We start from the raw sequence: 21,216 nt of genomic DNA, 5'->3' as shown, positions 1-21,216 counted from the left end.
CTCGCGCGCACGACCTCGGGCGGTGCACCCGGGCGGGTAGCGTGCGCGGGTGCCCGGCCCCCACACCCTCGCGGCGAGGTGGTCGTCACCGGTCGTGCTGGTCGCGGTGGGCGGCGCCGCGGGGACGGCGGCGCGCCTCGCCCTCGTCCGGCTGCTCGGGCCGCAGCACGGGTGGCCGGTCCCCACGACGCTCGTCAACCTCTCGGGCGCGCTCGCGCTCGGGCTGCTGCTCGGCCGGCTCGGGGAGCCCGTCCCCGTCGGCCTGCAGCGCTGGCGGCTGCTCGTCGGCACCGGCTTCTGCGGCGCGCTCACGACGTGGAGCACGCTCGCGGTGGAGGTCGACCGGCTCGCCCGCGACGGCCGCGCGGGGCTGGCCGCGGCGTACCTCCTCACGAGCGTCGCGGGCGGGCTGCTCGCGGCGGCGGTGGGGCTCGCCCTCGGGCGGCGGCGGTGACCGACCTGCTCGTCGTCCTGGCCGGCGCGCTGGGAGCGGTGGCGCGGCTGCTCGTCGACACGGGCGTGCGCGCGCGCACGCGCTCCGCCCTGCCCGTCGGCACGCTCGTCATCAACACCAGCGGCTGCCTGCTGCTCGGCCTGCTGACCGGCCTGCAGCTGCGCGGCGAGGTGGCGCCGGACGTCCTGCTCGTGGCCGGCACGGGGTTCTGCGGCGGCTACACGACCTTCAGCACCGCGAGCGTGGAGGCGGTGCGCCTGCTCGCCGAGCGGCGGGGGCTCGCCGCGGCGTACGTCGTGCTGACCGTCGCGCTCGCGCTCTCAGCCGCGGGGCTGGGCCTGCTCGTCACCCGCTAGGCCGGCGAGCGCGCGCAACGGCTCCCCGGTCAGCCGGTGCACGGTCCACTCGTCCTGGAGCTCGGCGCCGAGCGAGCGGTAGAAGCCGCGGGCGGGCTCGTTCCAGTCCAGGCAGGTCCACTCCAGCCGGCCGTACCCGTGCTCGACGCAGAGCGCCGCGAGGGTGCGGAGCAGCCGGGTGCCGACGCCGTCGCCTCGGCGGTCCGGCCGGACGTACAGGTCCTCGAGGTAGAGCCCGTGCCGCCCGAGCCAGGTCGAGAACGAGCGGAACCACAGCGCGAACCCCACGACCTCCCCGTCGTCGTCGGCGACGTGCGCGAACACCGCCGGGTGCGGCGCGAACAGCGCGGCGCTGAGGTCGTCCTCGGTCGCCACGACCTGCTCGGGCGCCCGCTCGTACGCCGCGAGGTCGCGCACGAGCCCGAGGACCGCGGGGACGTCGTCGGGGCGGACGGGGCGCACGACCAGGGTCATGAGGAGCATCCTGCACGTGTGCTGCTGGACAGGGCCGCGCAGGCCGCACTGGTGGGACGCGCCGCACGTGCGTGGGCGCGGGTGTTCGGCGTGCGCGCCCGCGAGCTCGACGGGCTGCGGGTGTGCGCGGGGCTGCCGGGGTGGGCGTACCCGCGCGGGGGAGTGACCTGGGGCGACACCTACGTCTGCGGCCCGCAGCCCTGGGCGGTGAGCGCGCCGCGGCTGCGCCACGAGTCGGTCCACGTGCGCCAGTGGCGGCGCTACGGGCTCGCCTTCGCGCTGCTCTACCTGCGTGCGGGGCGCGACCCGCGCACCAACCGCTTCGAGGTCGAGGCGGGGCTCGCCGACGGTGGGTACGGTGGCGGCTGAGCGAGCGGGAGGTCGCGCGGTGCCGGTGGAGGACGTCGAGCTGGGTCCCGAGGGGATCCGCCTGGGCCAGCTGCTCAAGCTCTGCGGGCTGGTCGACACCGGCGGCGAGGCCAAGCAGGCGGTGGAGGGCGGCGAGGTGCGGGTCAACGGCTGGGTCGAGCGGCGGCGCGGGGCGCAGCTGCACGCGGGTGACGTCGTCGAGTACGCCGAGCGCGAGGTCCGGCTCACCGCCGCGGGCGGTGCCGCGTGACCGAGCTGCTCGCCGGACCGGACTCCGCGGAGGAGCTCGAGGCCTACCGCCGGGAGCTGACGGCGTACTGCTACCGCATGCTCGGCTCCGGGTCGGAGGCCGAGGACGCCGTGCAGGAGACGCTCGTCAAGGCCTGGCGCGCCCGCGACGGCTTCGAGGGCCGGTCGTCGGTCCGCTCGTGGCTCTACCGCATCGCGACCAACTCCTGCCTCGACATGCTCTCGGCCACGCAGCGCCGGGCGCGGCCGATGGAGCTGCGCCCGTCGCAGGGCGCCGGCGACGGCCTCGGCCCGCTGCTCCCCGAGGAGCACTGGGTCATGCCCGCGCCCGACGGCCGGCTGCTGCCCGAGCAGGCCGACCCCGCCGAGACGGTCGAGCTGCGCGAGAGCGTGCGGCTGGCGCTCGTCGCCGCCCTGCAGCACCTGCCCCCGCGCCAGCGCGCGGTGCTCATCCTGCGCGAGGTGCTCCAGTGGCCGGCGAGCGAGGTCGCCGAGCTGCTCGGCACGACCGTCGCCTCCGTCAACAGCCTGCTGCAGCGGGCGCGCGCGACGCTGGGGGACCAGCAGCCGGAGCCGGGCGACGCGCTGGCGCCGCTCGACCCGGTGCAGCGCGAGCTGCTGGAGCGCTACGCCGCCGCGTTCGAGGCCTACGACATGGACGCGCTCACCGCGCTCCTGCACGAGGACGCGACGATGTCGATGCCGCCGTACGACATGTGGCTGCAGGGCCCCGCGGAGGTGGTCGCCTGGATGACCGGGACGGGCCACGAGTGCGAGGGGTCGCGGCTCGTGCCGACGGCGGCGAGCGGCCAGCCGGCGTACGCGCAGTACCGCCGCTCGCCGGACGGCGTCCACCGCGCCTGGGCGCTGCAGGTCGTCGACGTGCGCGACGGCCGGGTCACCGGGATCACGTCGTTCCTCGACGTCGCGCACCTGTTCCCGGGCTTCGGGCTGCCGCTGGAGCTCCCGGCGGACTAGCCGTCGGGCTGCTCGTCCTCCGGCTGCACGGAGACGTGCGCGGCGACCACCTGCCAGGTGCCGGCGAGCTTCACCCACGTCTGGCTCTGCCGGCCGACGGCCCCGGGCTGCGACGCGTAGCGGAACTCCGTGCTCACCACCGCGTACGCCGTGCCGAAGGTCGCGACGACCGTCGGCCCGAGGCGCCGGTCCCGGCCGACGGGGGTGGCGCCCGTCCGCCAGCGCTCGATCTCCGCCGCGCCGTAGAGCCGCTCGGCCACGCCGTAGCGGACGCAGGACGGGCTGTCCCAGAAGGCCGCGGTCATCGCGGGCACGTCGTGGTCGACGAGCGCCTGCTCGTACGCCGTGAACGCCGCCCGGACCTCGGCGACGACGTCCGGGCGGTCGAGCTCGAGCTGCTCCGTGGCGCCGGCGGTCACCGCGCCTCCAGCGCCTTGAGGAACGCCTCGGAGGTCGCTACAGCGCCGAAGACACCGCCCTGCATCTTGACCATCTGCAGTGCTGCCAGGTGGTTCTCGTACGCCGTGGCTCCCGTGCAGTCCTCGAGGACCAGGCACTCGTAGCCGCGGTCGTTGGCCTCGCGCATGGTCGTGTGGACGCAGACGTCGGTCGTGATGCCGGTGAGCACGAGGTGGCTGATCCCGCGGGTGCGCAGCACGAGGTCGAGGTCGGTCGCGTAGAACGCGCCCTTGCCGGGCTTGTCGATGACCACCTCGCCGGCGACGGGGGCGACCTCCGGGACGATCTCCCAGCCCGGCTCGCCGCGGACGAGGATGCGGCCCTGGGGGCCGGGGTCGCCGATGCCGGCGCCGATGCTCCTGCTGCGCCACAGCTTGTTCGGCGGGCAGTCGGAGAGGTCGGGCCGGTGCCCCTCGCGCGTGTGGACGACGAGCATCCCGGCGGCGCGGGCACCGGCGAGCACCGCGGCCGTAGGGCCCAGTCCGACGCGGGTCAGGCCGAGGTCGTAGCCCATCGCGTCGACGTAGCCGCCGTCGCCGCAGAAGTCGACCTGCCAGTCGATGCAGAGCAGGGCGGTGCGGGCCGGGTCGACGTCACCGTCGTAGGGCCAGGTGTAGGGGTCGGCGACGACCTGTGCGCTCATGGGGGCGGACGCTAGGGGTGCCGCGTTTCCGGGAGGTGCGGACGGCGTGAACGCGAGTGGCGGCGTGCTCGCTGCTCCGTCCGGGTGATCCCCCTTGCGCGACCCGCGGGCGGCTGTGACAGACTGCACGCAGGTCACGAGTGCCAGCGTTCAGCCCCGGCTTGCTGGTCGGCAACCCTCCTCCGCGGCGGGGTGCTCCGGGTGACGACCTGGCCGGTCGCGCAGTGCGGCTCGGCAAGCGCGGACCCGCCGAGTCGTCCTCCGGGTCCCCGGACCTGGAGAAGTCCCGTGACGCTGCTCCTCGACGCCCCCACCACCGGCACCGTCGTCCCCGGCACCCCGCTCCCCGTCGTCGGCGCCGGCCGCCTCGTGCCCGTCGCGGCGGGCACCACCGCGTACGCCGACCTCGACGTCGCCGCCTCCGCCCCCGCGCTCGTCGCGGTGCAGGAGACGGTGACCCGCGCCCAGGAGTGGTACGCCAGCGTCCACCGCGGCGCCGGCTTCGCCAGCCAGGTGAGCACCGAGCTGCTCGAGCAGTCGCGCGAGCGGATCGCGGCCTTCCTCGGGTGCCGCCCTGGCGACGAGGTCGTCCTCACCCGCAACACCACCGACGCGTTCTCCCTGCTCGCGCACTGCCTGCCCGCCGACGTGACCGTCGTCAGCTTCGCGAGCGAGCACCACGCCAACCTGCTCTCCTGGCGCGAGCGCGGCGACCACGTCCTGCTCCCGGTGCCGGCCGGCCCCGAGGAGGCCGTGCTCGCCCTCGACGCCGCGCTGGACGCGCTGCCCGGACGCGTGCTCGTCTCGGTCACGGGCGCGAGCAACGTCACCGGCGAGGTGTGGCCGCTGGCCGAGCTCGTCCGCGTCGCGCAGGCGCACGGCGCGCGGGTCGCCGTCGACGCCGCGCAGCTCGTGCCGCACCGCCGCTTCGACCTCGCCGCGCTGGGCGCGGACTGGGTGGCGTTCTCGGGGCACAAGCTCTACGCGCCGTACGGCTCGGGCGTGCTCGCGGGCCGCGCGGACTGGCTGGACGAGGCCGCGCCGTACCTCCCGGGCGGCGGCGCCGTCCGCTCGGTGAGCACCACCGACCAGGTGTGGGCGACCGGCCCGGCGCGGCACGAGGGCGGCACGCCCAACGTGCTCGGCGCGGTCGCGATCGCCGCCGCCTGCCGCGAGCTGGAGGCCGCGGGCCGCGCCGCGCTCGAGGAGCGGGAGCAGGCGCTGACCGCGCTGCTCGAGGAGGGCCTGCGCGGCGTCGAGGGCGTCACCGTCCACCGGCTCTGGCCCGCCGCCGACCGGATCGGCGTCGTCACCTTCACGGTGGCGGGCTGGACCCCCCGCGCGCTCGCCACCCGGCTGAGCGCGGAGCACGGCGTGGGCGTGCGGCACGACCGCTTCTGCGCGCACCCGCTCGTCGACCGCCTGCTGGACTGCGTGCCGAGCGCGCCGGGCTGCGCCGACGTCGACGCCGGCACCGCCGTCCGCGCCTCGCTCGGCGTCGGCACGACCGAGGCCGACGTCGCCGCCCTCGTCGAGGGCGTCCGCGCGCTCGTCGCCGCCGGGACGGCGACGCCCGTGCCCGCGGCGGGCGACCCCGCCGGGCTCGCCACGGCGATCCTCGACGGGTCCGCTGCGTGACGGCGCTGTCCGACGCCGCGGTCGCGCGCACGGCGGCCGCCGACGCAGGAGACGTGCTGCTGGCGCTGCGCACGTCGTTCGGTGACGCCCCCGGCCTCGCCGCCCGCGGCGACAGCGGGGCGCAGGCGACGATCGCGGCCGTGCTCGCCCGGCTCAGGCCCGGGGACGCCGTCCTCTCCGAGGAGGCGGTCGACGACCCCGCGCGCCTGCGTGCGGAGCGCGTGTGGATCGTCGACCCGCTCGACGGCACCAAGGAGTACGCCCTCGGACGGGCGGACTGGGCCGTGCACGTCGCGCTGTGGCAGCGCGGGGAGCTCACCGACGGCGTGGTCGCGCTGCCCGCCGAGGGCGTCGTGCTCGCCACCGACGACGTCCCTCCGGCGCTGCCGCCCGTCGCCGACCCGCCCCGCTTCGCGGTGAGCCGCAGCCGGGCCTCCGACCTCGTCCTCGGGGTCGTCGAGGAGCTCGGTGGCGTCACCGTGCCGATGGGCTCCGCGGGGGTCAAGGTCGCGGCCGTCGTCCGCGGGGAGGTCGACGCGTACGTGCACAGCGGCGGGCAGTACGAGTGGGACAGCGCGGCCCCGGTCGCCGTCGCGCGGGCGGCCGGGCTGCACACCAGCCGGGTCGACGGTTCGCCGCTTCTCTACAATCGTCCGGACCCGTCACTGCCGGACCTGGTGGTGTGCCGCCCCGAGCTGGCGGACGCGGTCCTGGCGGCGGTGGCTCGACGAGCCGGCGCCGCCGGCACGAGCCGGACGAGCTGACGGGGAGGACCGCGGGATGACGAGCCCGTCGCACGACTACCGCTTGAGCCAGCTGCAGGTGCTGGAGGCGGAGTCGATCCACATCTTCCGCGAGGTGGTGGCCGAGCTCGAGCGCCCCGTGCTGCTCTTCTCGGGCGGCAAGGACTCCATCGTCATGCTGCGGCTGGCGGAGAAGGCGTTCTGGCCGGCGCGCATCCCCTTCCCGGTCATGCACGTGGACACGGGGCTGAACTTCCCCGAGGTCCTCGAGTTCCGCGACCGGCGGGCGACCGAGCTCGGCGTGCAGCTGCTCGTCGCGTCCGTGCCGGACGCCATGGAGCGCGGCCTCGTCCGCGAGGAGCCGAACGGCTCGCGCAACCGCATCCAGACCCCCGTGCTGCTCGAGGCCGTCGAGAAGCACCGCTTCACGGCGCTGTTCGGCGGCGCGCGGCGCGACGAGGAGAAGGCCCGTGCCAAGGAGCGGGTCTTCTCGTTCCGCGACGACTTCGGCCAGTGGGACCCCAAGAACCAGCGCCCCGAGCTGTGGAACCTCTACAACGGGCGCATCCACCTCGGCGAGTCCATCCGCGTGTTCCCGCTGTCCAACTGGACCGAGCTCGACGTCTGGTCCTACATCGCCGCCGAGGGCATCGAGATCCCCGCGCTCTACTACGCCCACGAGCGCGAGGTCGTCGAGCGCGACGGCATGCTGTACGCCGTCGGCGACTTCGTGACGCCGCGCGAGGGTGAGCGGGTCACCCGGGAGAGCGTGCGCTACCGCACGATGGGCGACGCCAACCTCACCGCGGCCGTGCGCTCCGACGCCGACACCATCGAGAAGGTCCTGGCGGAGGTCGCGAGCACCCGGCTCACCGAGCGGGGCGCGACCCGCGGGGACGACCGGGTCAGCGAGGCCGCCATGGAGGACCGCAAGCGCGAGGGGTACTTCTAGCCATGGACATCCTGCGGTTCGCCACGGCCGGCTCGGTCGACGACGGCAAGAGCACGCTCATCGGGCGGCTGCTCTACGACAGCAAGTCCATCTTCGAGGACCAGTACGAAGCGGTCGAGCGCGCCTCGGCGGGCAACGACTACGTCAACCTCGCGCTGCTCACCGACGGCCTGCGGGCCGAGCGCGAGCAGGGCATCACCATCGACGTCGCCTACCGCTACTTCGCGACCCCGCGGCGCAAGTTCATCATCGCCGACACCCCGGGGCACATCCAGTACACCCGCAACATGGTGACCGGGGCCTCCACCGCGGACCTCGCGATCGTCCTCGTCGACGCCCGCAAGGGCATCCTCGAGCAGTCGCGCCGGCACGCGTTCCTCGTCTCGCTGCTGCGCGTCCCGCACCTCGTCGTCGCGGTCAACAAGATGGACCTCGTCGACTACTCGCAGGAGGTCTTCGAGGCCATCGGCGAGGAGTTCTGCGGCTTCGCCACCAAGCTCCAGGTGCACGACCTCACGGTCATCCCGATCTCCGCCCTCGAGGGCGACAACATCGTGCACAAGTCGGCCACCATGCCGTGGTACGACGGGCCTTCGCTGCTGCACCACCTCGAGCACGTGCACATCGCGTCGGACCGCAACCTCGTCGACGCCCGCTTCCCGGTGCAGTACGTCATCCGGCCGCAGTCGCGCGAGTTCCCGGACTACCGCGGCTACGCGGGCACCATCGCCTCGGGCGTCTTCAAGCCGGGTGACGAGGTCCAGGTGCTGCCGAGCGGGTTCACCTCGCGCATCGCCGGCATCGACACCTTCGACGGCCCCGTCGAGGAGGCCTTCGCCCCCATGGCGGTGACGATCCGGCTCGAGGACGAGATCGACATCTCTCGCGGCGACATGATCTGCCGGCCGCGCAACGCGCCGCAGCCGCAGCAGGACGTCGACGCGATGATCTGCTGGATGACGGAGGAACCCCTGCGCGCAGGGCAGAAGCTCGCGATCAAGCACACGACGCGCTCGGCCCGGGCGTTGGTCAAGGAGGTCCAGTACCAGCTGGACGTCAACACCCTGCACCGCGACGAGACCGCGGACTCGTTGGGGCTCAACGACATCGGCCGCGTCCGACTGCGTACGACGGTCCCGCTCTTCGCCGATGCGTACAGCCGCAACCGCAGCACGGGCGGCTTCATCCTCGTCGACGAGGCGACCAACCGGACCGTGGGCGCGGGGATGGTCCACGACTAGACCCCCCGTGGTCATGCACGTCCTGGGCCCCAGGACGTGCATGATCACCGCGGGGTGGAGGGGACGAGACCGCGCTCCACGAGGTGCGCCCACACGCGGTCGACGGCCTCGCCCAGCGGGAGCTCGCTGGTGTCCACCCGGACGTCCGCGTCCTCCGGCACGTCGTACGGGTCGGAGATCCCGGTGAACTCCGGGATCTCGCCGGCCCTGGCCCTCGCGTAGAGCCCCTTGCGGTCCCGGGCCTCGCAGACCTCCAGCGGCGTCGCGACGTGCACGAGGACGTACGCCGCCCCCGCCGCCTCCGCCATCGCGCGGACCTCGGCGCGCACCGCGGCGTACGGCGCGATGGGGGCGCAGACGGCGGTGCCGCCGTGCCGCGCGACCTCCGCGGCCACCCAGCCGATGCGGCGGACGTTCAGCTCCCGGTCGGGCCGGGAGAACCCGAGCCCGGACGAGAGCATCGTGCGGACGACGTCCCCGTCGAGCACGGTGACCGAGCGGGCCGTCCGCTCGAGGACGCGCTCGACGACAGCGCGGGCGAGCGTGGACTTGCCGGACCCCGAGAGGCCCGTGAACAGCAGCACCGTGCCGCGCCGGTGCAGGGGGACCCGCCAGCGCCGCAGGGCCTCCTCGACCCCGGGGAGCGTGAAGCCCGCGGGGAACGTCGCGCCGGCGTCGAGCAGGTCGAGGACCTCCTGCTGCGTCAGCGGTCCTGCTGCGCTCGGGACGGTGACCGGCCGTCCGGCCCAGCGTTCCACGACGGCGGCGGCGTCGAGCTGGGCCGGCACCGTGAGCAGGCGCACGGGCAGGCCGGTCGCCGCGAGCGCGGGGACGAGGACCTCCGCGGGGTACGCGCGACCGGCTCCGACGACGCCGACCAGCACGGCGCCCTCCGGGAGCGCGAGCAGGTCGTGCCGGTGCAGCGGCGCCGTGCACACGACCACGTCGCCGTCAGGCACGGGCCCGTCGTGGAGCGGCGCGAAGAGACCTCCGCTGCGGGCGCGGAGCCGCTCCAGCTCGCCGCTCGCCCGGTCCTCGGCGACCGCGGAGACGAGCATCCGGGCGAAGGGGACCGCCTCCCGGTCGACGAGGACCAGCTCGTCCCCGACCGCCGCCGGCGCCGGGACGGCCGGCTGCCGGGGGTGCCAGCCGGCGAGCGCGAGCTCGACCTCCTCCGCGACGGCGTCGGGCACGGGAACCTGCTGCGCTGCCATACGGCAAGTGTCGCGTACGGGTAGGAACCCAGGTGCCCTGCCGCCGGTCGGAGGGGCATGCTGGCCCGCATGAGCGATGCGACCGCCCGTTGGAAGGGCCTCGTCCTCGACGCCGCCGACACCGACGTGGCCATGGGCTTCTGGGGGCCGGTGCTCGGCCTCACGGGCGAGCACACTGGCGGGCCGGACGGGGTGATGAGGGGCGGGGCGTCCGAGCGGACCGTCTGGGTCAACGCGGTGCCGGAGCCGAAGACCGTGAAGAACCGCGTGCACCTCGACCTCGTCGCCGACGACATCGACGCGTACGTCCGGCTCGGCGCGCGGGTCGCCCCGGGCTACGCCGCGGCGCAGGAGTGGAGCGTGCTGCAGGACCCGGAGGGCAACGAGTTCTGCGTCTTCCCGCCCGGGCCCGCGCGGCCGAGCGCGATCGTCGTCGACAGCCCGCGCCCGGAGGAGATCGCCGCGTGGTGGGCCGACGTGCTCGGGGCGGAGGCGAGCGCCGCACCTGACGGCACCCGGCGCTGGCTGACGCACGTCGACGGCCTGCCGTGGGACACCTGGAAGTTCGTCGGGGTCGACGACCCGAAGGTCGTGAAGAACCGCTGGCACTGGGACGTGACCGCGCCGGCACTGGAGCCGCTGCTGGAGCGCGGGGCGAGCGTGGTCCGCGCCCAGGACGACGAGATCCGCTGGCACGTGCTCGCCGACCCGGACGGGAACGAGTTCTGCGTCTTCCTGCCCTGACCCGCGACCCCAGGACGTGCATGATCACGGCTGAGGGGGGATCTACGCTGGGCCTGTGCGGAGCCGACGCGACAGGGAGCAGCTGCTCCCGGCCGCACAGGCGGCCCGGGACCGCGCCATGCAGGCGTTCTACCGGATGGACTCCGCGCAGCGGGCCGTGACGGTGGCCAGCGCGGCGTACTCCCGGCTGGAGCCGGGCCCCGACGCGGGGCGGATGGCCGCCGAGCTCGCCCCGCTCGACGCCGAGGCCGAGCAGGTCGCCGCGCGCTACATCGCGACCCTCGACCGCTTCGACCTCGAGCTGCCCAGCACCGACCCGGCCGCCGCGGTGCCCGCCCTCGACGAGGCCACGTGGGCGCTCGAGGCGGCGGCGACGCGGCTGGAGCAGCTCCAGGGGAGGTACGCGCCGGCCCTCGAGCGCGCCGACCGCGCACTGGTCGAGGCCACGGCCCGGGTGCAGGAGGCGCGGGCCGCGCTGGAGCGGGCGCGGTCCGCCGTGGCCGCCCTCGACCCCGTGCCCCACGACGTCGCGGACCTGCTGCGCGGCGCGGAGCAGGCGGCGCAGGGGATCGCCGGCGGGGCGGTGCAGCAGGGACCCGAGGCCGCGCGGCGGGCGGCCGAGGAGGTGCGCCGCTCGGCGGACCGGGTCGTGCAGGCCGCGAGCACGCTGGGGGAGCGCAGCGCGGCGCTCGAGCGGCGGCTCGCCTCCCTGGGCGTACGGGTCGACGCCGTCGCGTACCGCGCGGAGGCGCTGGCCCCGGACCTCAGCACGCTGCGCCGGGACTTCGTCGAGCCCTCGTGGCGCGACGTCGAGGGCGCGCTGGCCGCGGCGCGCCCGCTGCTCGCCGCGCTGCCGGACCGCGTCGCGGACCTGCGCCGGCTGCTGCACGCCGGGGAGGTGGGCCGCGCCGAGGAGCAGGTGCGCCAGCTCGTCAGCGACCTCGAGCGGGCGGAGGCGGCGGTCGACGGCGTCGGGCGCCGGCTGCAGGCGCTGCGCGCCGTGGAGTCCCGGCCGCGCGAGCCCCTCGAACGCGCCCGCTTCGCCGTCCGCGACGCCCAGCGCCTCGTCGTCGGCAGCGGCAAGGAGGCGCCCCGCCCGGCCTGGGTGGCGCGGCTCGACGGGCTCGTCGCCCGCCTCGAGCAGCTCGAGCACGGGCTGGGGGTCCGCGGCCACCGCGACTGGTGGGCCTACGCCGCCGAGCTGGGGTCGATCGAGCGCACGGCGGCGCAGGTCGTGGACGACGTGCGCCGGGCCCGCGGCCGGTGAGCGCGAGCCGCTGAGGGCCGTCCAGCGCGGGGGAGTGCCCGAACTGCCCCACCTCTTCCCGGCACGTCCTCGCTAGGCTGCGGAACTGGCACGCCGGTCCGCGGCGTTGTCCAGACGGTACGCGCCGGCACCACCGTCGGCCGACGACACGGGAGGACCCGCGTGGGAGTCAGCCTTTCCAAGGGTGGCAACGTCTCGCTGACGAAGGAGGCGGGGCCGGCCGGTCTCAGCAACATCCTCGTCGGGCTCGGCTGGGACACCCGCACCACCACCGGCACGGACTTCGACCTCGACGCCTCGGCGATCCTGGTCAAGACCGACGGCAAGGTGCTCTCCGACCAGCACTTCATCTTCTTCAACAACCTGAAGAGCCCCGAGGGCGCGGTCGAGCACACCGGCGACAACAAGACCGGTGAGGGCGAGGGCGACGACGAGGCGATCAAGGTCAACCTGCCGCTCGTGCCGGCCGAGGTCGACAAGGTCGTCTTCGTCGTCTCGATCTACGACGCCGATGCGCGCTCGCAGAACTTCGGCCAGGTCCGCAACGCCTTCATCCGCGTGGTGAACGAGGCGGGCGGCGCGGAGCTCGCCCGCTACGACCTCTCCGAGGACGCTTCGACCGAGACCGCGATGGTGTTCGGCGAGGTCTACCGCAGCGGCGCGGAGTGGAAGTTCCGCGCCGTGGGCCAGGGCTACGCCTCGGGCCTGCGCGGCATCGCGCTCGACTTCGGCGTGGGGGTCTGACCCTCCACGCTCTGCTGCGGCCCGCCGTCCCTGTGGACGACGGGCCGCAGCCGTCCCTGGCCCGCTAGCCTGGCGAGCCCCCCACTCCCTGGAGAACCCTGTGCTGCTGCGGACCTTCCGCTGGGCCTTCCTCATCACCGCCATCGGCCTCGTCGCCGCCCTCCTGCTCGGCGGCCCGCAGGCCCTCGCGCTCGTGGCGATCCTCTCGGTCCTCGAGATCTCGCTGTCGTTCGACAACGCGGTCGTCAACGCGAAGATCCTCGAGCGGATGTCGGAGTTCTGGCAGCGGGTGTTCCTCACCGTCGGCATCGCCATCGCGGTCTTCGGCATGCGGCTGCTGTTCCCGCTGCTCATCGTCGGCATCACGGCGAAGCTCTCGCCGTGGGAGGCGCTCAAGCTCGCCAACGAGGGCGGCAGCGTGGACACGCCGGGGACGTACGCGTACCTCCTCCACCACGCGCACCCCGACATCGCGGCGTTCGGCGGGATGTTCCTCCTGCTGCTCTTCCTCGACTGGCTCTTCGACGTCGAGCGCGAGTTCCGCTGGCTGCGCTGGCTCGAGGTCCCCCTCGGCCGGCTGGGCGCCGTCGACGGACTCGCCGTCGTGGTCTCCCTGGTCGCGCTCGCCGTCGCCGCGGAGGTCGCCGCCGACGAGCCGGGTGACGTGCTGCTCTCGGGGATCCTCGGCATCGTGACGTACCTCGTCGTCAACAGCCTCGGCAACCTGTTCGAGTCGGCCGGCGACGACGAGGAGGAGGGCGCGAGCAGCACGTCGGTCACCGGCGTGGTCGGCAAGGCCGCGTTCTTCCTCTTCCTCTACCTCGAGGTGCTGGACGCGTCGTTCTCCTTCGACGGCGTCATCGGGGCCTTCGCCATCACCGACGACATCTACGTCATCGCCGCGGGCCTGGGCATCGGCGCGATGTACATCCGCTCGCTGACGGTCTACCTCGTGCACAAGGGGACGCTGTCGGAGTACGTCTTCCTCGAGCACGGCGCGCACTGGGCGATCGGCGCGCTCGCCACGATCATGCTCGTCTCGATCGGCACGGACATCCCCGAGGTCGTCACCGGGCTCATCGGGGTGGCGTTCATCGGCGCGGCGTTCTTCAGCTCGGTGCAGCACAACAAGAGCGCGGCCGAGCGCGAGGAGCTGGGCATCCACGCCTGAGCCCGGCCCCGCGCCTAGCCGGGGTAGCGGGCGGCGCGGGTCACGACGGCGTGGCCGGAGAAGCGCCCCGGCCTGGCAGCCCCCGCTGCCGGTCCGGGTGGTGCGCTCTGGTCGGCGGGGACCCCGAGCAGGGCGCGCGTCACCTCCTGTCCGGTGTCGAGCAGGTCGTCGAGGGCCCGGTGCAGGTGCTCGCCGGTCACGACCCGGAGCGGCGCCGCCGGGTCGTCGGCGAGCGCCTCGAGCACGGCGCGGCGGACGAGCTCCTTCATGAACGACGCCGTCACGCCCTCGCTGCGGGCGACGACGTCGTCCACGTCCTCGTCCGCTGCCTCCAGGGGGACCCCGCGGGTGTAGACAGCGAAGAGCCGGCGCCGCGCCTCCTCGTCGGGCAGGCCGATCTCCACGGCCACGTCGACGCGGCCGGGGCGCGCCGCCAGGGCCGGCTCGAGCAGGTCGGCGCGGTTGGTCGTCAGCAGGAAGAGCAGGTCCGCGTCGGAGGCAGCGCCGTCCATCGCGTCGAGCAGCTCGAACAGCACCGGGCTCGGGCCCGGCCCGAACCCGCGGTCCTCGGCCACGAGGTCGACGTCCTCGAGCACGACGGCGGAGGGCTGCAGCTCGCGCGCCAGGGCGGTGACGGCGCCGACGAGGTGCAGCGAGCGGCCGGAGAGCATGAGCGCGGTGGTGCCCGGCAGGTGCTGCACGAGGTAGCGCGTCGTGTGCGTCTTGCCGGTGCCGGGCGGGCCGTACAGCAGCAGCCCGCGCTTGAGGTGCTGGCCCGCCGCGCGCAGGTCGTCGCGCCGCCGCGCCACGTCGAGCGCGTGCCGCTCCACCCGCCGCAGCACCGCCTCGGGGAGGACGACGTCCGCGCGCTCGGTGGGCGGGAGCTCGGGGAAGGCGACGGTGAAGCCGTACGGCCCCTGGGCCAGCTCGATGACCTGGCCGCGGTAGACGTTGTGCTGCAGGCGCAGCCGGTCCAGCTCGGCCAGCAGCTCCTGCGCCTGCGCCGTCGGCAGCCCGGCGACCTCGACGACCAGCTCGGGCTCGCCGCGGTTCGGCGTCGGCTCGCGCAGGAACAGCGCCACCCGGCCGAGCGCGTCGTCCTCGACGAGCAGCAGCGCGGTGCGCAGGCAGGCGCGGGTGCGCCCGGGGCCCGAGGGCAGGTCGACCAGTGCCGGTGCCGTCAGCCGCACGGGCGGCAGGCCGTCGCCGTGCAGCAGCTGCTGGAGGTCGACGGGTCCCCAGTTGGCCGGCAGGCTCACGCCCTCGACGCGCACCCGCCGACCGTCCGCCGCCGACCACGCGTCGAGCGCCACCTGGAGGTTGACGTGCTCGAAGGGCGGCAGCGTACGGGTCACGACGGAGGGCTCGACGCCGCTCTCCCCGAGGTGGTCGCGCAGGACCCGCACCACCTCGACGTCTCCGCGCGGGGCGTCGCGGTGGGCCCACTCGCTGAGCTCCCGGAACGCCCTGGCGAACTGCCGCAGCTCGTCCTCGTCAGGCACGTCGGCAGCCTAGGGCGCAGGATCAGCCGCGCACGAGCCCTTTCTGCCGCGCCTGCTGCAGCCAGCCGGGGTACTCCGTCATCATCAGCTCGAAGAGCCGGTCGTCGGAGAGCGACGCGGGGTCCTCCACCGCGAAGAAGTCGGCGTTGTCGAGGAACCTGCCCGGCATGTCGTCGAGCGCCTCGAGGAACGCGAACTCGCTGCGGCCGTGCAGCCCGAGACCGCCACCCGCGCCACCGCTGCGCCCGATCGCCATGAACTGCCAGAACAGCGGCTCGTAGGAGCTCGACTGGACCTGGGCGCGGGTGACGTCCTCGTCGAAGGTCGCCCCGTCGGTGATGAACATGACGTAGACGGGCGCATCGCTCAGCGGGCTCGTGCGCGGCGCGTCGGAGCCGAAGTAGTGCTTGCGGATCGCCGCCATCGCCTTGCCGTAGTAGGTCCCGGCCTCCAGCCGGTGCGAGCGCAGGATCTCGCCGACGTAGGCGCTGTAGTTGTCGGGCGTCATGCTGCCCGCCGGGTAGCCGCCCTCGCCGAAGACGAAGCAGTCGATGCTCGCGTCGTCGTCGAAGCGCATGCCGAGCGCGAGGACGCGGTCGGCCAGCGCCTGGATCTTGCCGGTCTCGTAGAGCTTGTACATCGAGCCCGAGATGTCGAGCGCGATGGCGACCCGCGCGGTGTGCTCGCCGAGCCCCTTCTTCTCCAGGCTGACCGCGGCCTTCTTCGTCAGGTCGAGCAGCTTGCGGTCGCCCTTCTGCTCGAGCTTCTTCTCGAGGTCGACGAGCTTCTGCTTCTTCAGCGAGACCGCGGGGGCGGCGGGAGCCGCCGGGGGAGCAGCGGCAGCCGCGGGAGCGGGTGCGTCGTCGACGGTGATGCCGAAGTCGGTGGCGAGGCCCGCCAGGCCCGAGGCGTAGCCCTGGCCCACGGCGCGGAACTTCCACTGCCCGCCGCGCAGGTAGACCTCGCCGAAGACGAACGCCGTCTCGCTGCTGGCGTCGGTGATGTCGAAGCGGACGAGCTCGGCGCCGGAGCCCGCGTCGAGCACCCGCAGGTGCAGGCCGGGCACCTGGCCGAACGTCCCGCCGTCCGCCGAGGCCGCGATGACGACGCGCTCCACGCCCGGCTCCAGGCGCGCGGTGTCGACCTCGAGGCTGTCGCTGGCGCTGGGCCCCTGCTGCTTGCCGACGTGCCGGACGGCGCCGGAGGGGTGCGACGGCTGGTTGTAGAACACCAGGTCGTCGTCGCTGCGCACCTTGCCGCTGGCCTGGAGGAGCAGGGCCGAGGCGTCGACGTCGGGGGTGCCCGGGCGGGGCGACCAGCCGAGCACGGCGCGTACGGAGCTGCTGGGGAGCGGGGCGTTGGCGCCCTTGGCGATGCTCGGCATGCCTCCGATCCTGCCCGATCGCGCGGACCGGTGACGACCCGCGCCCCGGCCGTCCACAGCCGCCGCCCGCGCGTCGCCCGCCCGTCACCTCGGGGCGCTACGGTGACGCCCTCCTCGGCGCTCCCGCTCTGCCGGCACTCCCGGGCACCGGACCGCGTTGGGGAGTCGTAGGGGCGGTCGAGCAGCGGTCGCCCGAGGGGGGGAGGGCACGTGCAGCACTTCGAGTTCCTTCCGGCCGACGCCCGCGAGCGGCTGTTCCACCTGCCTCCGGCGCCCTTCGACCGGGAGAGCGACCCGGCGCTGCTCGCGGTGGCGCTCGGCGCCGCGCTCTACGCCCCCGCCACCCGCACCAGCCTCGCGGCGGACGCCGTGCGGATGGCCTCCCTCGGCGTGCGCAGCATGGTCGTGTGCCTCGAGGACGCCGTCGCCGACGACGACGTCCCCGCCGCGCAGGCGCACGCGGTGGCCGAGCTCGCCGCCCTGAGCGGCAGCGGGGCCGCGGCACCGCTGCTGTTCGTCCGCGTCCGCCGCCCCGAGCAGGTCCTCGAGATCGCCTCCTCGCTCGGCCCGGCCGCGGGCGTGCTCGCCGGCTTCGTGCTGCCGAAGTTCACCGAGGACTCCGGCGGCGCCCTCGAGGCCGTCGAGGAGGCGTCCGCGCTCGCCGGCACCCGCCTGCTCGCGATGCCGGTGCTCGAGTCGCCGGTCATCGCCGCGCGGGAGACCCGCGTCGACGCGCTCGTCGGGGTCGGGCGCCTGCTCGACAAGCACCGCGACAGCGTGCTGTCGCTGCGCATCGGCGCGACCGACCTGTCCAGCGCGTACGCCCTGCGCCGGGACCGCGACCTCACGGTCTACGACGTGGCCCCGGTCGCCGCGGCGATCGCCGACATCGTCGGCGTGCTGGGCCGCGCCGACGGCTCGGGCTTCACCATCAGCGGCCCGGTGTGGGAGTACTTCTCGGCGCGCCCGCGGATGTTCCGCTCGCTGCTGCGCTCGACGCCGTTCGAGGAGCAGGACGCCGGGGAGCTGCGCGACGAGCTCGTCACCCGCGACGTGGACGGCCTGCTGCGCGAGGTCGTGCTCGACAAGGCGAGCGGGCTCACCGGCAAGACCGTCATCCACCCGAGCCACGTGCTGCCCGTCCACGCGCTCAGCGTCGTCACGCACGAGGAGTGGAGCGACGCCTCCGACATCCTCGGGACCAGCGAGCAGGGCGGGGTGGCGGCGTCGCACTACCGCAACAAGATGAACGAGTCGAAGCCGCACACCTCCTGGGCGCGGCGCACCCTGCGCCGCGCGGAGGCCTTCGGCGTCTACGCCGAGGGCGTCTCCTACGTCGACCTGCTGGCCGCGGCGGCCGCGTGAGCAGGATCGTCGACGGGCTCGGGCTCCGGCTCGAGACGTCCGGGTCGCCGCTCGGGCTCGAGCTGCCCGACCTGCTCGGGCTCGCCCTGCGCCGCAACCCGCGCCGCGCGCACCTGCTCGTGTCGCGGGTGCTGGGGAAGCACGTCCCGACGGACCCGCGCGTGGTCGAGGGCGCCGCGCTGCTGCTGGGCGCCCTGACCCGGCGGCTGCTGGTCGCCGGCGCGCACGCGCCGGGCCCGGCCGAGGGGGCGCTGCTGGTCAGTGCCCTCGCCGGCAAGCCAGGGGCGGCCGAGCAGCTGCACGGGCGGGCGGTCGCCCTGACGCAGGCCCCGCCGGTCGACGCCCTGGTGCTCGCGTACGCCGAGACCGCGACCGCCCTCGGCGAGGGCGTCGCCGCCGCGCTCGGGGCCCCGGTGCTCTGCTCGACCCGCCGCCCCGCGCTCGGCGTCCCCGCCGCCGCCGGGTTCGAGGAGGCGCACAGCCACGCCACCTCGCACCTGCTGCTGCCGCACGACCCGCGGCTGCTCGACGTCCCCGGCCCGCTCGTCCTCGTCGACGACGAGCTCACCAGCGGGCGCACCGTGCTGCACACCATCGAGGCGCTGCACGCGGTCGCGCCCCGCGAGCGCTACGTCGTGGCCAGCCTCGTCGACCTGCGGCCGGAGGCCGACCGGGACGCCCTCGCCGCCGCGGTCGGCGCCCTGGGTGCGACCGTCGAGGTCGTCGCGCTGGTGAGCGGGCGGGCCCTGCTCCCCGACGACGTGCTCGAGCGGGCGCCGCTGCTGCTCGCCGGGCTCGCGCTCCCCGAGCCGCCGGCTGCCCGGCCGCCGTTGCCGGGGCGCTCCCTGCCGTGGCCCGACGGCGTCCCCGAGTCCGCGCGGCACGGGCTGCTCCCGCGCCAGCGCGAGCGCGCGGCGGAGGCGCTGGGACCGGCGGCGGCGCTGGTCGCGGCCGACCTGCCCGCCGGCGCCCGCCGGGTCCTCGTGCTCGGCACCGAGGAGCTGCTCGGCCTGCCCCTCCGCCTGGCGGTCCGGATCGCCGCGCTGCTGCCCGGGGCCGAGGTCCGCTCCTCGAGCACGACCCGCTCGCCCGCCCAGCCCGTCGACGAGGAGGGCTACGCGCTGCGCGCGGGGCTCGCCTTCCGCTCGGTCGAGGACGGGGGCGTCCGCTACGCGTACAACGTCCGGCCGGAGGAGTGGGACGCCGTCGTCCTCGTGACCGACACCGACGTGCCCGGCGAGCTCGCCGCGCAGCTCGGCGCGCGCCTGGACGCCTACCACGTGGAGCCGCAGCTGCCGCTGCCCGAGCCGCTGCGCGGGCCCGACTTCGGCTCGTACGCCGCGGACGAGGTCGGCTGGCTGCTCACCGACCTCTCCGGCGCCCGCATCGAGGCGCCCGTCGAGGAGCGCGAGGAGGCGATCCAGCGCGGCGGCGCGCACTACGCGGAGTCGCTGCCGGTCGAGTACTCGCCCAGCGCGGCGTACCTCGAGCTGTTCGAGCAGGCCCTCGAGGAGTCCGCGGCGAAGGTCGCCGCCGCCGTCGGGGTCGTCGCCGAGATCGTGCTCGCGGAGGCGGGGGAGGACGTCGTGCTGGCGAGCCTCGCCCGTGCCGGCACGCCCGTCGGCATCCTGCTCCGGCGCTGGGCCGCACGCCGTGGGCTGGACCTGCCGCACTACGCGCTGTCGATCGTGCGCGGTCGCGGCCTCGACGAGACCGCGCTGCGCTGGCTCGTGCGCGAGCACGGCCCCGGACGGGTGGTCTTCGTCGACGGCTGGACCGGCAAGGGGGCGATCGCGCGCGAGCTGCGGGCCGCCCTGGACGCCGTACGCGCCGGTGGCGGCCCGGACGTCGCACCCCGCCTCGCCGTGCTCGCCGACCCTGGCCGCTGCGTCGACACGTTCGGCACGCGGGAGGACTTCCTCATCCCCTCGGCGTGCCTCAACTCCACGGTCTCCGGGCTCGTCAGCCGCACCGTGCTCAACGCGGAGCTGCTGCGGCCGTGGCAGTTCCACGGGGCGAAGCACTACGCCGACCTGGCGCCGCACGACCTCTCGGCCCGCTTCCTCGACGCGGTCAGCGCCCGCTTCGACGACGTGGCGGGCGAGGTCGAGGCGACCTGGCGCCAGGTCGCGGCGGGGCCCCGCGAGCCCGACTGGTCGGGCTGGGCCGCCGTCGAGGAACTCAGTGACCGCTACGGCGTCGGGGACCCTACCCTGGTCAAGCCGGGCGTCGGGGAGACGACCAGGGTGCTGCTGCGGCGCGTACCCTGGCGGATCCTCGTCCGGCGAGGGGCGGCGCCGGCGCTGGCCCATGTGCTGCTCCTCGCATCGCAGCGGGGCGTGGAGGTCGAGGAGGTCGAGGACATGCCGTACAGCTGTGTGGGGCTCATCCACCCGCGCTACGACCGGGGGGCGACGGGCGCCGACGGGCTCGCGGCCGCGGGGGTGCAGCGGTGAGCGTCGTCGCTGCCGTCGACCTCGACCGCACCCTCATCTACTCCGGGCGCGCGCTGGCGCTGCCCGGCCCGGACTCGGCCGCGCCCGCCCTGCTCGTCGGCGAGGTCTACCGCGGGGAGCCGATCTCGTTCCTCACCGCGGAGGCCGGGCGCCTGCTGGTCGAGCTGGCCTACGCGTCCACGCTCGTGCCGACGACGACGCGCACCCGCGAGCAGTACAGCCGCGTGCGTCTGCCGGGGCCGCCCCCGCGCTACGCGATCTGCGCCAACGGCGGGCACCTGCTCATCGACGGGGTGACCGACCCGGTGTGGCGCGCGACCGTCGACGCGAAGCTCGCGGCGACCTCCGCGCCGCTCGCCGAGGTGGCGGAGTACTTCCGCAAGGCCTGCGAGCGCTCGTTCGTGCGCAAGCGTCGGGTGGCGGAGGAGCTCTTCTGCTACGCCGTGGTCGAGCGCGAGGAGCTGCCGGGCGCGTTCGTCAGCGAGCTGAGCGGCTGGGCCGAGGGCCAGGGCTGGCAGGTCTCGCTGCAGGGCCGCAAGCTCTACGTCGTCCCCAAGGAACTGACGAAGTCGGCCGCAGTGGCCGAGGTGGCGCGGCAGACCGCAGCGACGCGCGTGCTCGCAGCGGGCGACTCGATCCTCGACGCCGAGTTGCTCGCCTTCGCCGACCAGGGCGTGCGCCCGGCGCACGGCGAGCTGCACGACACCGGCTGGTCGGCGCCCAACGTCCACATCACCGGGTCCTACGGCGTGGTGGCGGGCGAGGACATCGCGCGCTGGCTGGTCGCCGAGGCGATCCACTGGGCGGGCTGAC

Annotated in this window: 21 protein-coding genes, 1 pseudogene and 1 riboswitch; of the genes and pseudogenes, 16 read left to right on the top strand and 6 right to left on the bottom strand. The window is 75.0% G+C overall.

Features of this window, described 5'->3' with window-relative positions:
- Window positions 1-49 precede the first annotated feature (49 nt).
- Both EV189_RS09330 and EV189_RS09325 read left to right on the top strand, forming a co-directional pair.
- Window positions 50-454 (top strand): CrcB family protein, encoded by a 405-nt coding sequence (locus EV189_RS09330; protein WP_130492614.1) that lies wholly within the window; start codon window positions 50-52, stop codon window positions 452-454.
- Window positions 451-810 carry a fluoride efflux transporter FluC gene (locus tag EV189_RS09325; RefSeq protein WP_130492613.1) on the top strand — a complete coding sequence of 120 codons (360 nt, stop codon included), beginning with the start codon at window positions 451-453 and terminating at the stop codon, window positions 808-810. The genes EV189_RS09330 and EV189_RS09325 overlap by 4 nt, the downstream gene beginning before the upstream one ends.
- Here the strand turns inward: EV189_RS09325 and EV189_RS09320 are convergent.
- Window positions 775-1,284 carry a GNAT family N-acetyltransferase gene (locus EV189_RS09320; RefSeq protein WP_130492612.1) on the bottom strand — a complete coding sequence of 170 codons (510 nt, stop codon included), beginning with the start codon at window positions 1,282-1,284 and terminating at the stop codon, window positions 775-777. The genes EV189_RS09325 and EV189_RS09320 overlap by 36 nt on opposite strands.
- A gap of 18 nt (window positions 1,285-1,302) precedes the next feature.
- Between EV189_RS09320 and EV189_RS09315 the strand changes: the two genes are divergently transcribed.
- The 3 genes from EV189_RS09315 to EV189_RS09305 are packed head-to-tail and all read left to right on the top strand — an operon-like array spanning window position 1,303 to window position 2,880.
- Complete coding sequence (locus tag EV189_RS09315; protein WP_130492611.1) at window positions 1,303-1,653, top strand: Fe-S oxidoreductase; 351 nt, start codon at window positions 1,303-1,305, stop codon at window positions 1,651-1,653.
- The gene (locus EV189_RS09310; RefSeq protein WP_231116221.1) at window positions 1,643-1,903 is read left to right on the top strand and encodes an RNA-binding S4 domain-containing protein; all 261 of its coding nucleotides are present in this window, start codon (window positions 1,643-1,645) and stop codon (window positions 1,901-1,903) included. Before EV189_RS09315 ends, EV189_RS09310 begins: the two co-directional genes overlap by 11 nt.
- Window positions 1,900-2,880 carry a sigma-70 family RNA polymerase sigma factor gene (locus EV189_RS09305; RefSeq protein ID WP_130492610.1) on the top strand — a complete coding sequence of 327 codons (981 nt, stop codon included), beginning with the start codon at window positions 1,900-1,902 and terminating at the stop codon, window positions 2,878-2,880. The genes EV189_RS09310 and EV189_RS09305 overlap by 4 nt, the downstream gene beginning before the upstream one ends.
- Here the strand turns inward: EV189_RS09305 and hpxZ are convergent.
- Both hpxZ and biuH read right to left on the bottom strand, forming a co-directional pair.
- Window positions 2,877-3,299, bottom strand: a complete 423-nt coding sequence (gene hpxZ, locus EV189_RS09300) for an oxalurate catabolism protein HpxZ (RefSeq protein ID WP_130492609.1) — start codon at window positions 3,297-3,299, stop codon at window positions 2,877-2,879. The two genes, EV189_RS09305 and hpxZ, sit on opposite strands and share 4 nt — an antisense overlap.
- Window positions 3,296-3,982: a biuret amidohydrolase gene (gene biuH / locus EV189_RS09295; RefSeq protein WP_130492608.1), complete on the bottom strand. Its 687-nt coding sequence runs from the start codon at window positions 3,980-3,982 to the stop codon at window positions 3,296-3,298. The genes hpxZ and biuH overlap by 4 nt, the downstream gene beginning before the upstream one ends.
- Before the next feature lie 132 nt (window positions 3,983-4,114).
- A riboswitch (SAM riboswitch) is annotated at window positions 4,115-4,229 on the top strand.
- Window positions 4,230-4,270: 41 nt separating this feature from the next.
- Between biuH and EV189_RS09290 the strand changes: the two genes are divergently transcribed.
- From EV189_RS09290 to cysN, 4 genes are read left to right on the top strand one after another with little or no spacing between them, the layout of a single operon-like run.
- Window positions 4,271-5,620 (top strand): aminotransferase class V-fold PLP-dependent enzyme, encoded by a 1,350-nt coding sequence (locus tag EV189_RS09290; protein ID WP_231116220.1) that lies wholly within the window; start codon window positions 4,271-4,273, stop codon window positions 5,618-5,620.
- Between the two features lie 5 nt (window positions 5,621-5,625).
- Window positions 5,626-6,384, top strand: a complete 759-nt coding sequence (locus EV189_RS09285) for a 3'(2'),5'-bisphosphate nucleotidase CysQ (RefSeq protein WP_130492975.1) — start codon at window positions 5,626-5,628, stop codon at window positions 6,382-6,384.
- A gap of 16 nt (window positions 6,385-6,400) precedes the next feature.
- On the top strand, window positions 6,401-7,315 hold the full coding sequence (cysD, locus tag EV189_RS09280) for a sulfate adenylyltransferase subunit CysD (protein WP_130492607.1): 915 nt from the start codon (window positions 6,401-6,403) through the stop codon (window positions 7,313-7,315).
- Between the two features lie 2 nt (window positions 7,316-7,317).
- On the top strand, window positions 7,318-8,556 hold the full coding sequence (gene cysN / locus EV189_RS09275) for a sulfate adenylyltransferase subunit CysN (protein ID WP_130492606.1): 1,239 nt from the start codon (window positions 7,318-7,320) through the stop codon (window positions 8,554-8,556).
- Between the two features lie 44 nt (window positions 8,557-8,600).
- Here the strand turns inward: cysN and cysC are convergent.
- Window positions 8,601-9,263: pseudogene (gene cysC, locus EV189_RS21120) on the bottom strand (adenylyl-sulfate kinase); the annotation flags it as partial.
- A gap of 576 nt (window positions 9,264-9,839) precedes the next feature.
- On the opposite strand from cysC, the gene EV189_RS09265 reads away from it, so the two are divergent.
- The 4 genes from EV189_RS09265 (at window position 9,840) to EV189_RS09250 (ending at window position 13,696) form a co-directional block, all read left to right on the top strand.
- Entirely contained in the window at window positions 9,840-10,514 is a 675-nt protein-coding gene (locus tag EV189_RS09265) for a VOC family protein (RefSeq protein ID WP_130492605.1), read from the top strand.
- A gap of 55 nt (window positions 10,515-10,569) precedes the next feature.
- Window positions 10,570-11,781 (top strand): hypothetical protein, encoded by a 1,212-nt coding sequence (locus EV189_RS09260; protein ID WP_130492604.1) that lies wholly within the window; start codon window positions 10,570-10,572, stop codon window positions 11,779-11,781.
- Between the two features lie 162 nt (window positions 11,782-11,943).
- The gene (locus EV189_RS09255; protein ID WP_130492603.1) at window positions 11,944-12,525 is read left to right on the top strand and encodes a TerD family protein; all 582 of its coding nucleotides are present in this window, start codon (window positions 11,944-11,946) and stop codon (window positions 12,523-12,525) included.
- Between the two features lie 100 nt (window positions 12,526-12,625).
- Window positions 12,626-13,696, top strand: coding sequence for a DUF475 domain-containing protein (locus tag EV189_RS09250; RefSeq protein ID WP_130492602.1), 1,071 nt, complete (start codon window positions 12,626-12,628; stop codon window positions 13,694-13,696).
- Window positions 13,697-13,710: 14 nt separating this feature from the next.
- On the opposite strand, the gene EV189_RS09245 is transcribed toward EV189_RS09250, so the two are convergent.
- Window positions 13,711-15,198 (bottom strand): AAA family ATPase, encoded by a 1,488-nt coding sequence (locus tag EV189_RS09245; RefSeq protein ID WP_130492601.1) that lies wholly within the window; start codon window positions 15,196-15,198, stop codon window positions 13,711-13,713.
- Window positions 15,199-15,220: 22 nt separating this feature from the next.
- On the bottom strand, window positions 15,221-16,582 hold the full coding sequence (locus EV189_RS09240) for a VWA domain-containing protein (protein WP_130492600.1): 1,362 nt from the start codon (window positions 16,580-16,582) through the stop codon (window positions 15,221-15,223).
- 210 nt (window positions 16,583-16,792) lie between these two features.
- Here EV189_RS09240 and EV189_RS09235 point away from each other — a divergent pair, with 210 nt between their 5' ends.
- Genes EV189_RS09235 through EV189_RS09225 form a run of 3 tightly spaced genes read left to right on the top strand, consistent with a single transcriptional unit; the run spans window position 16,793 to window position 21,215 of the window.
- On the top strand, window positions 16,793-17,947 hold the full coding sequence (locus tag EV189_RS09235) for an HpcH/HpaI aldolase/citrate lyase family protein (protein WP_130492599.1): 1,155 nt from the start codon (window positions 16,793-16,795) through the stop codon (window positions 17,945-17,947).
- On the top strand, window positions 17,944-20,403 hold the full coding sequence (locus EV189_RS09230) for a phosphoribosyltransferase (protein WP_196788542.1): 2,460 nt from the start codon (window positions 17,944-17,946) through the stop codon (window positions 20,401-20,403). The genes EV189_RS09235 and EV189_RS09230 overlap by 4 nt, the downstream gene beginning before the upstream one ends.
- Entirely contained in the window at window positions 20,400-21,215 is an 816-nt protein-coding gene (locus EV189_RS09225) for an HAD family hydrolase (protein ID WP_130492598.1), read from the top strand. The genes EV189_RS09230 and EV189_RS09225 overlap by 4 nt, the downstream gene beginning before the upstream one ends.
- Window position 21,216: the final 1 nt, after the last annotated feature.

Source organism: Motilibacter rhizosphaerae, assembly GCF_004216915.1.
Lineage (GTDB): Bacteria > Actinomycetota > Actinomycetes > Motilibacterales > Motilibacteraceae > Motilibacter > Motilibacter rhizosphaerae.
This window is presented reverse-complemented; position numbering and strand designations above follow the sequence as displayed.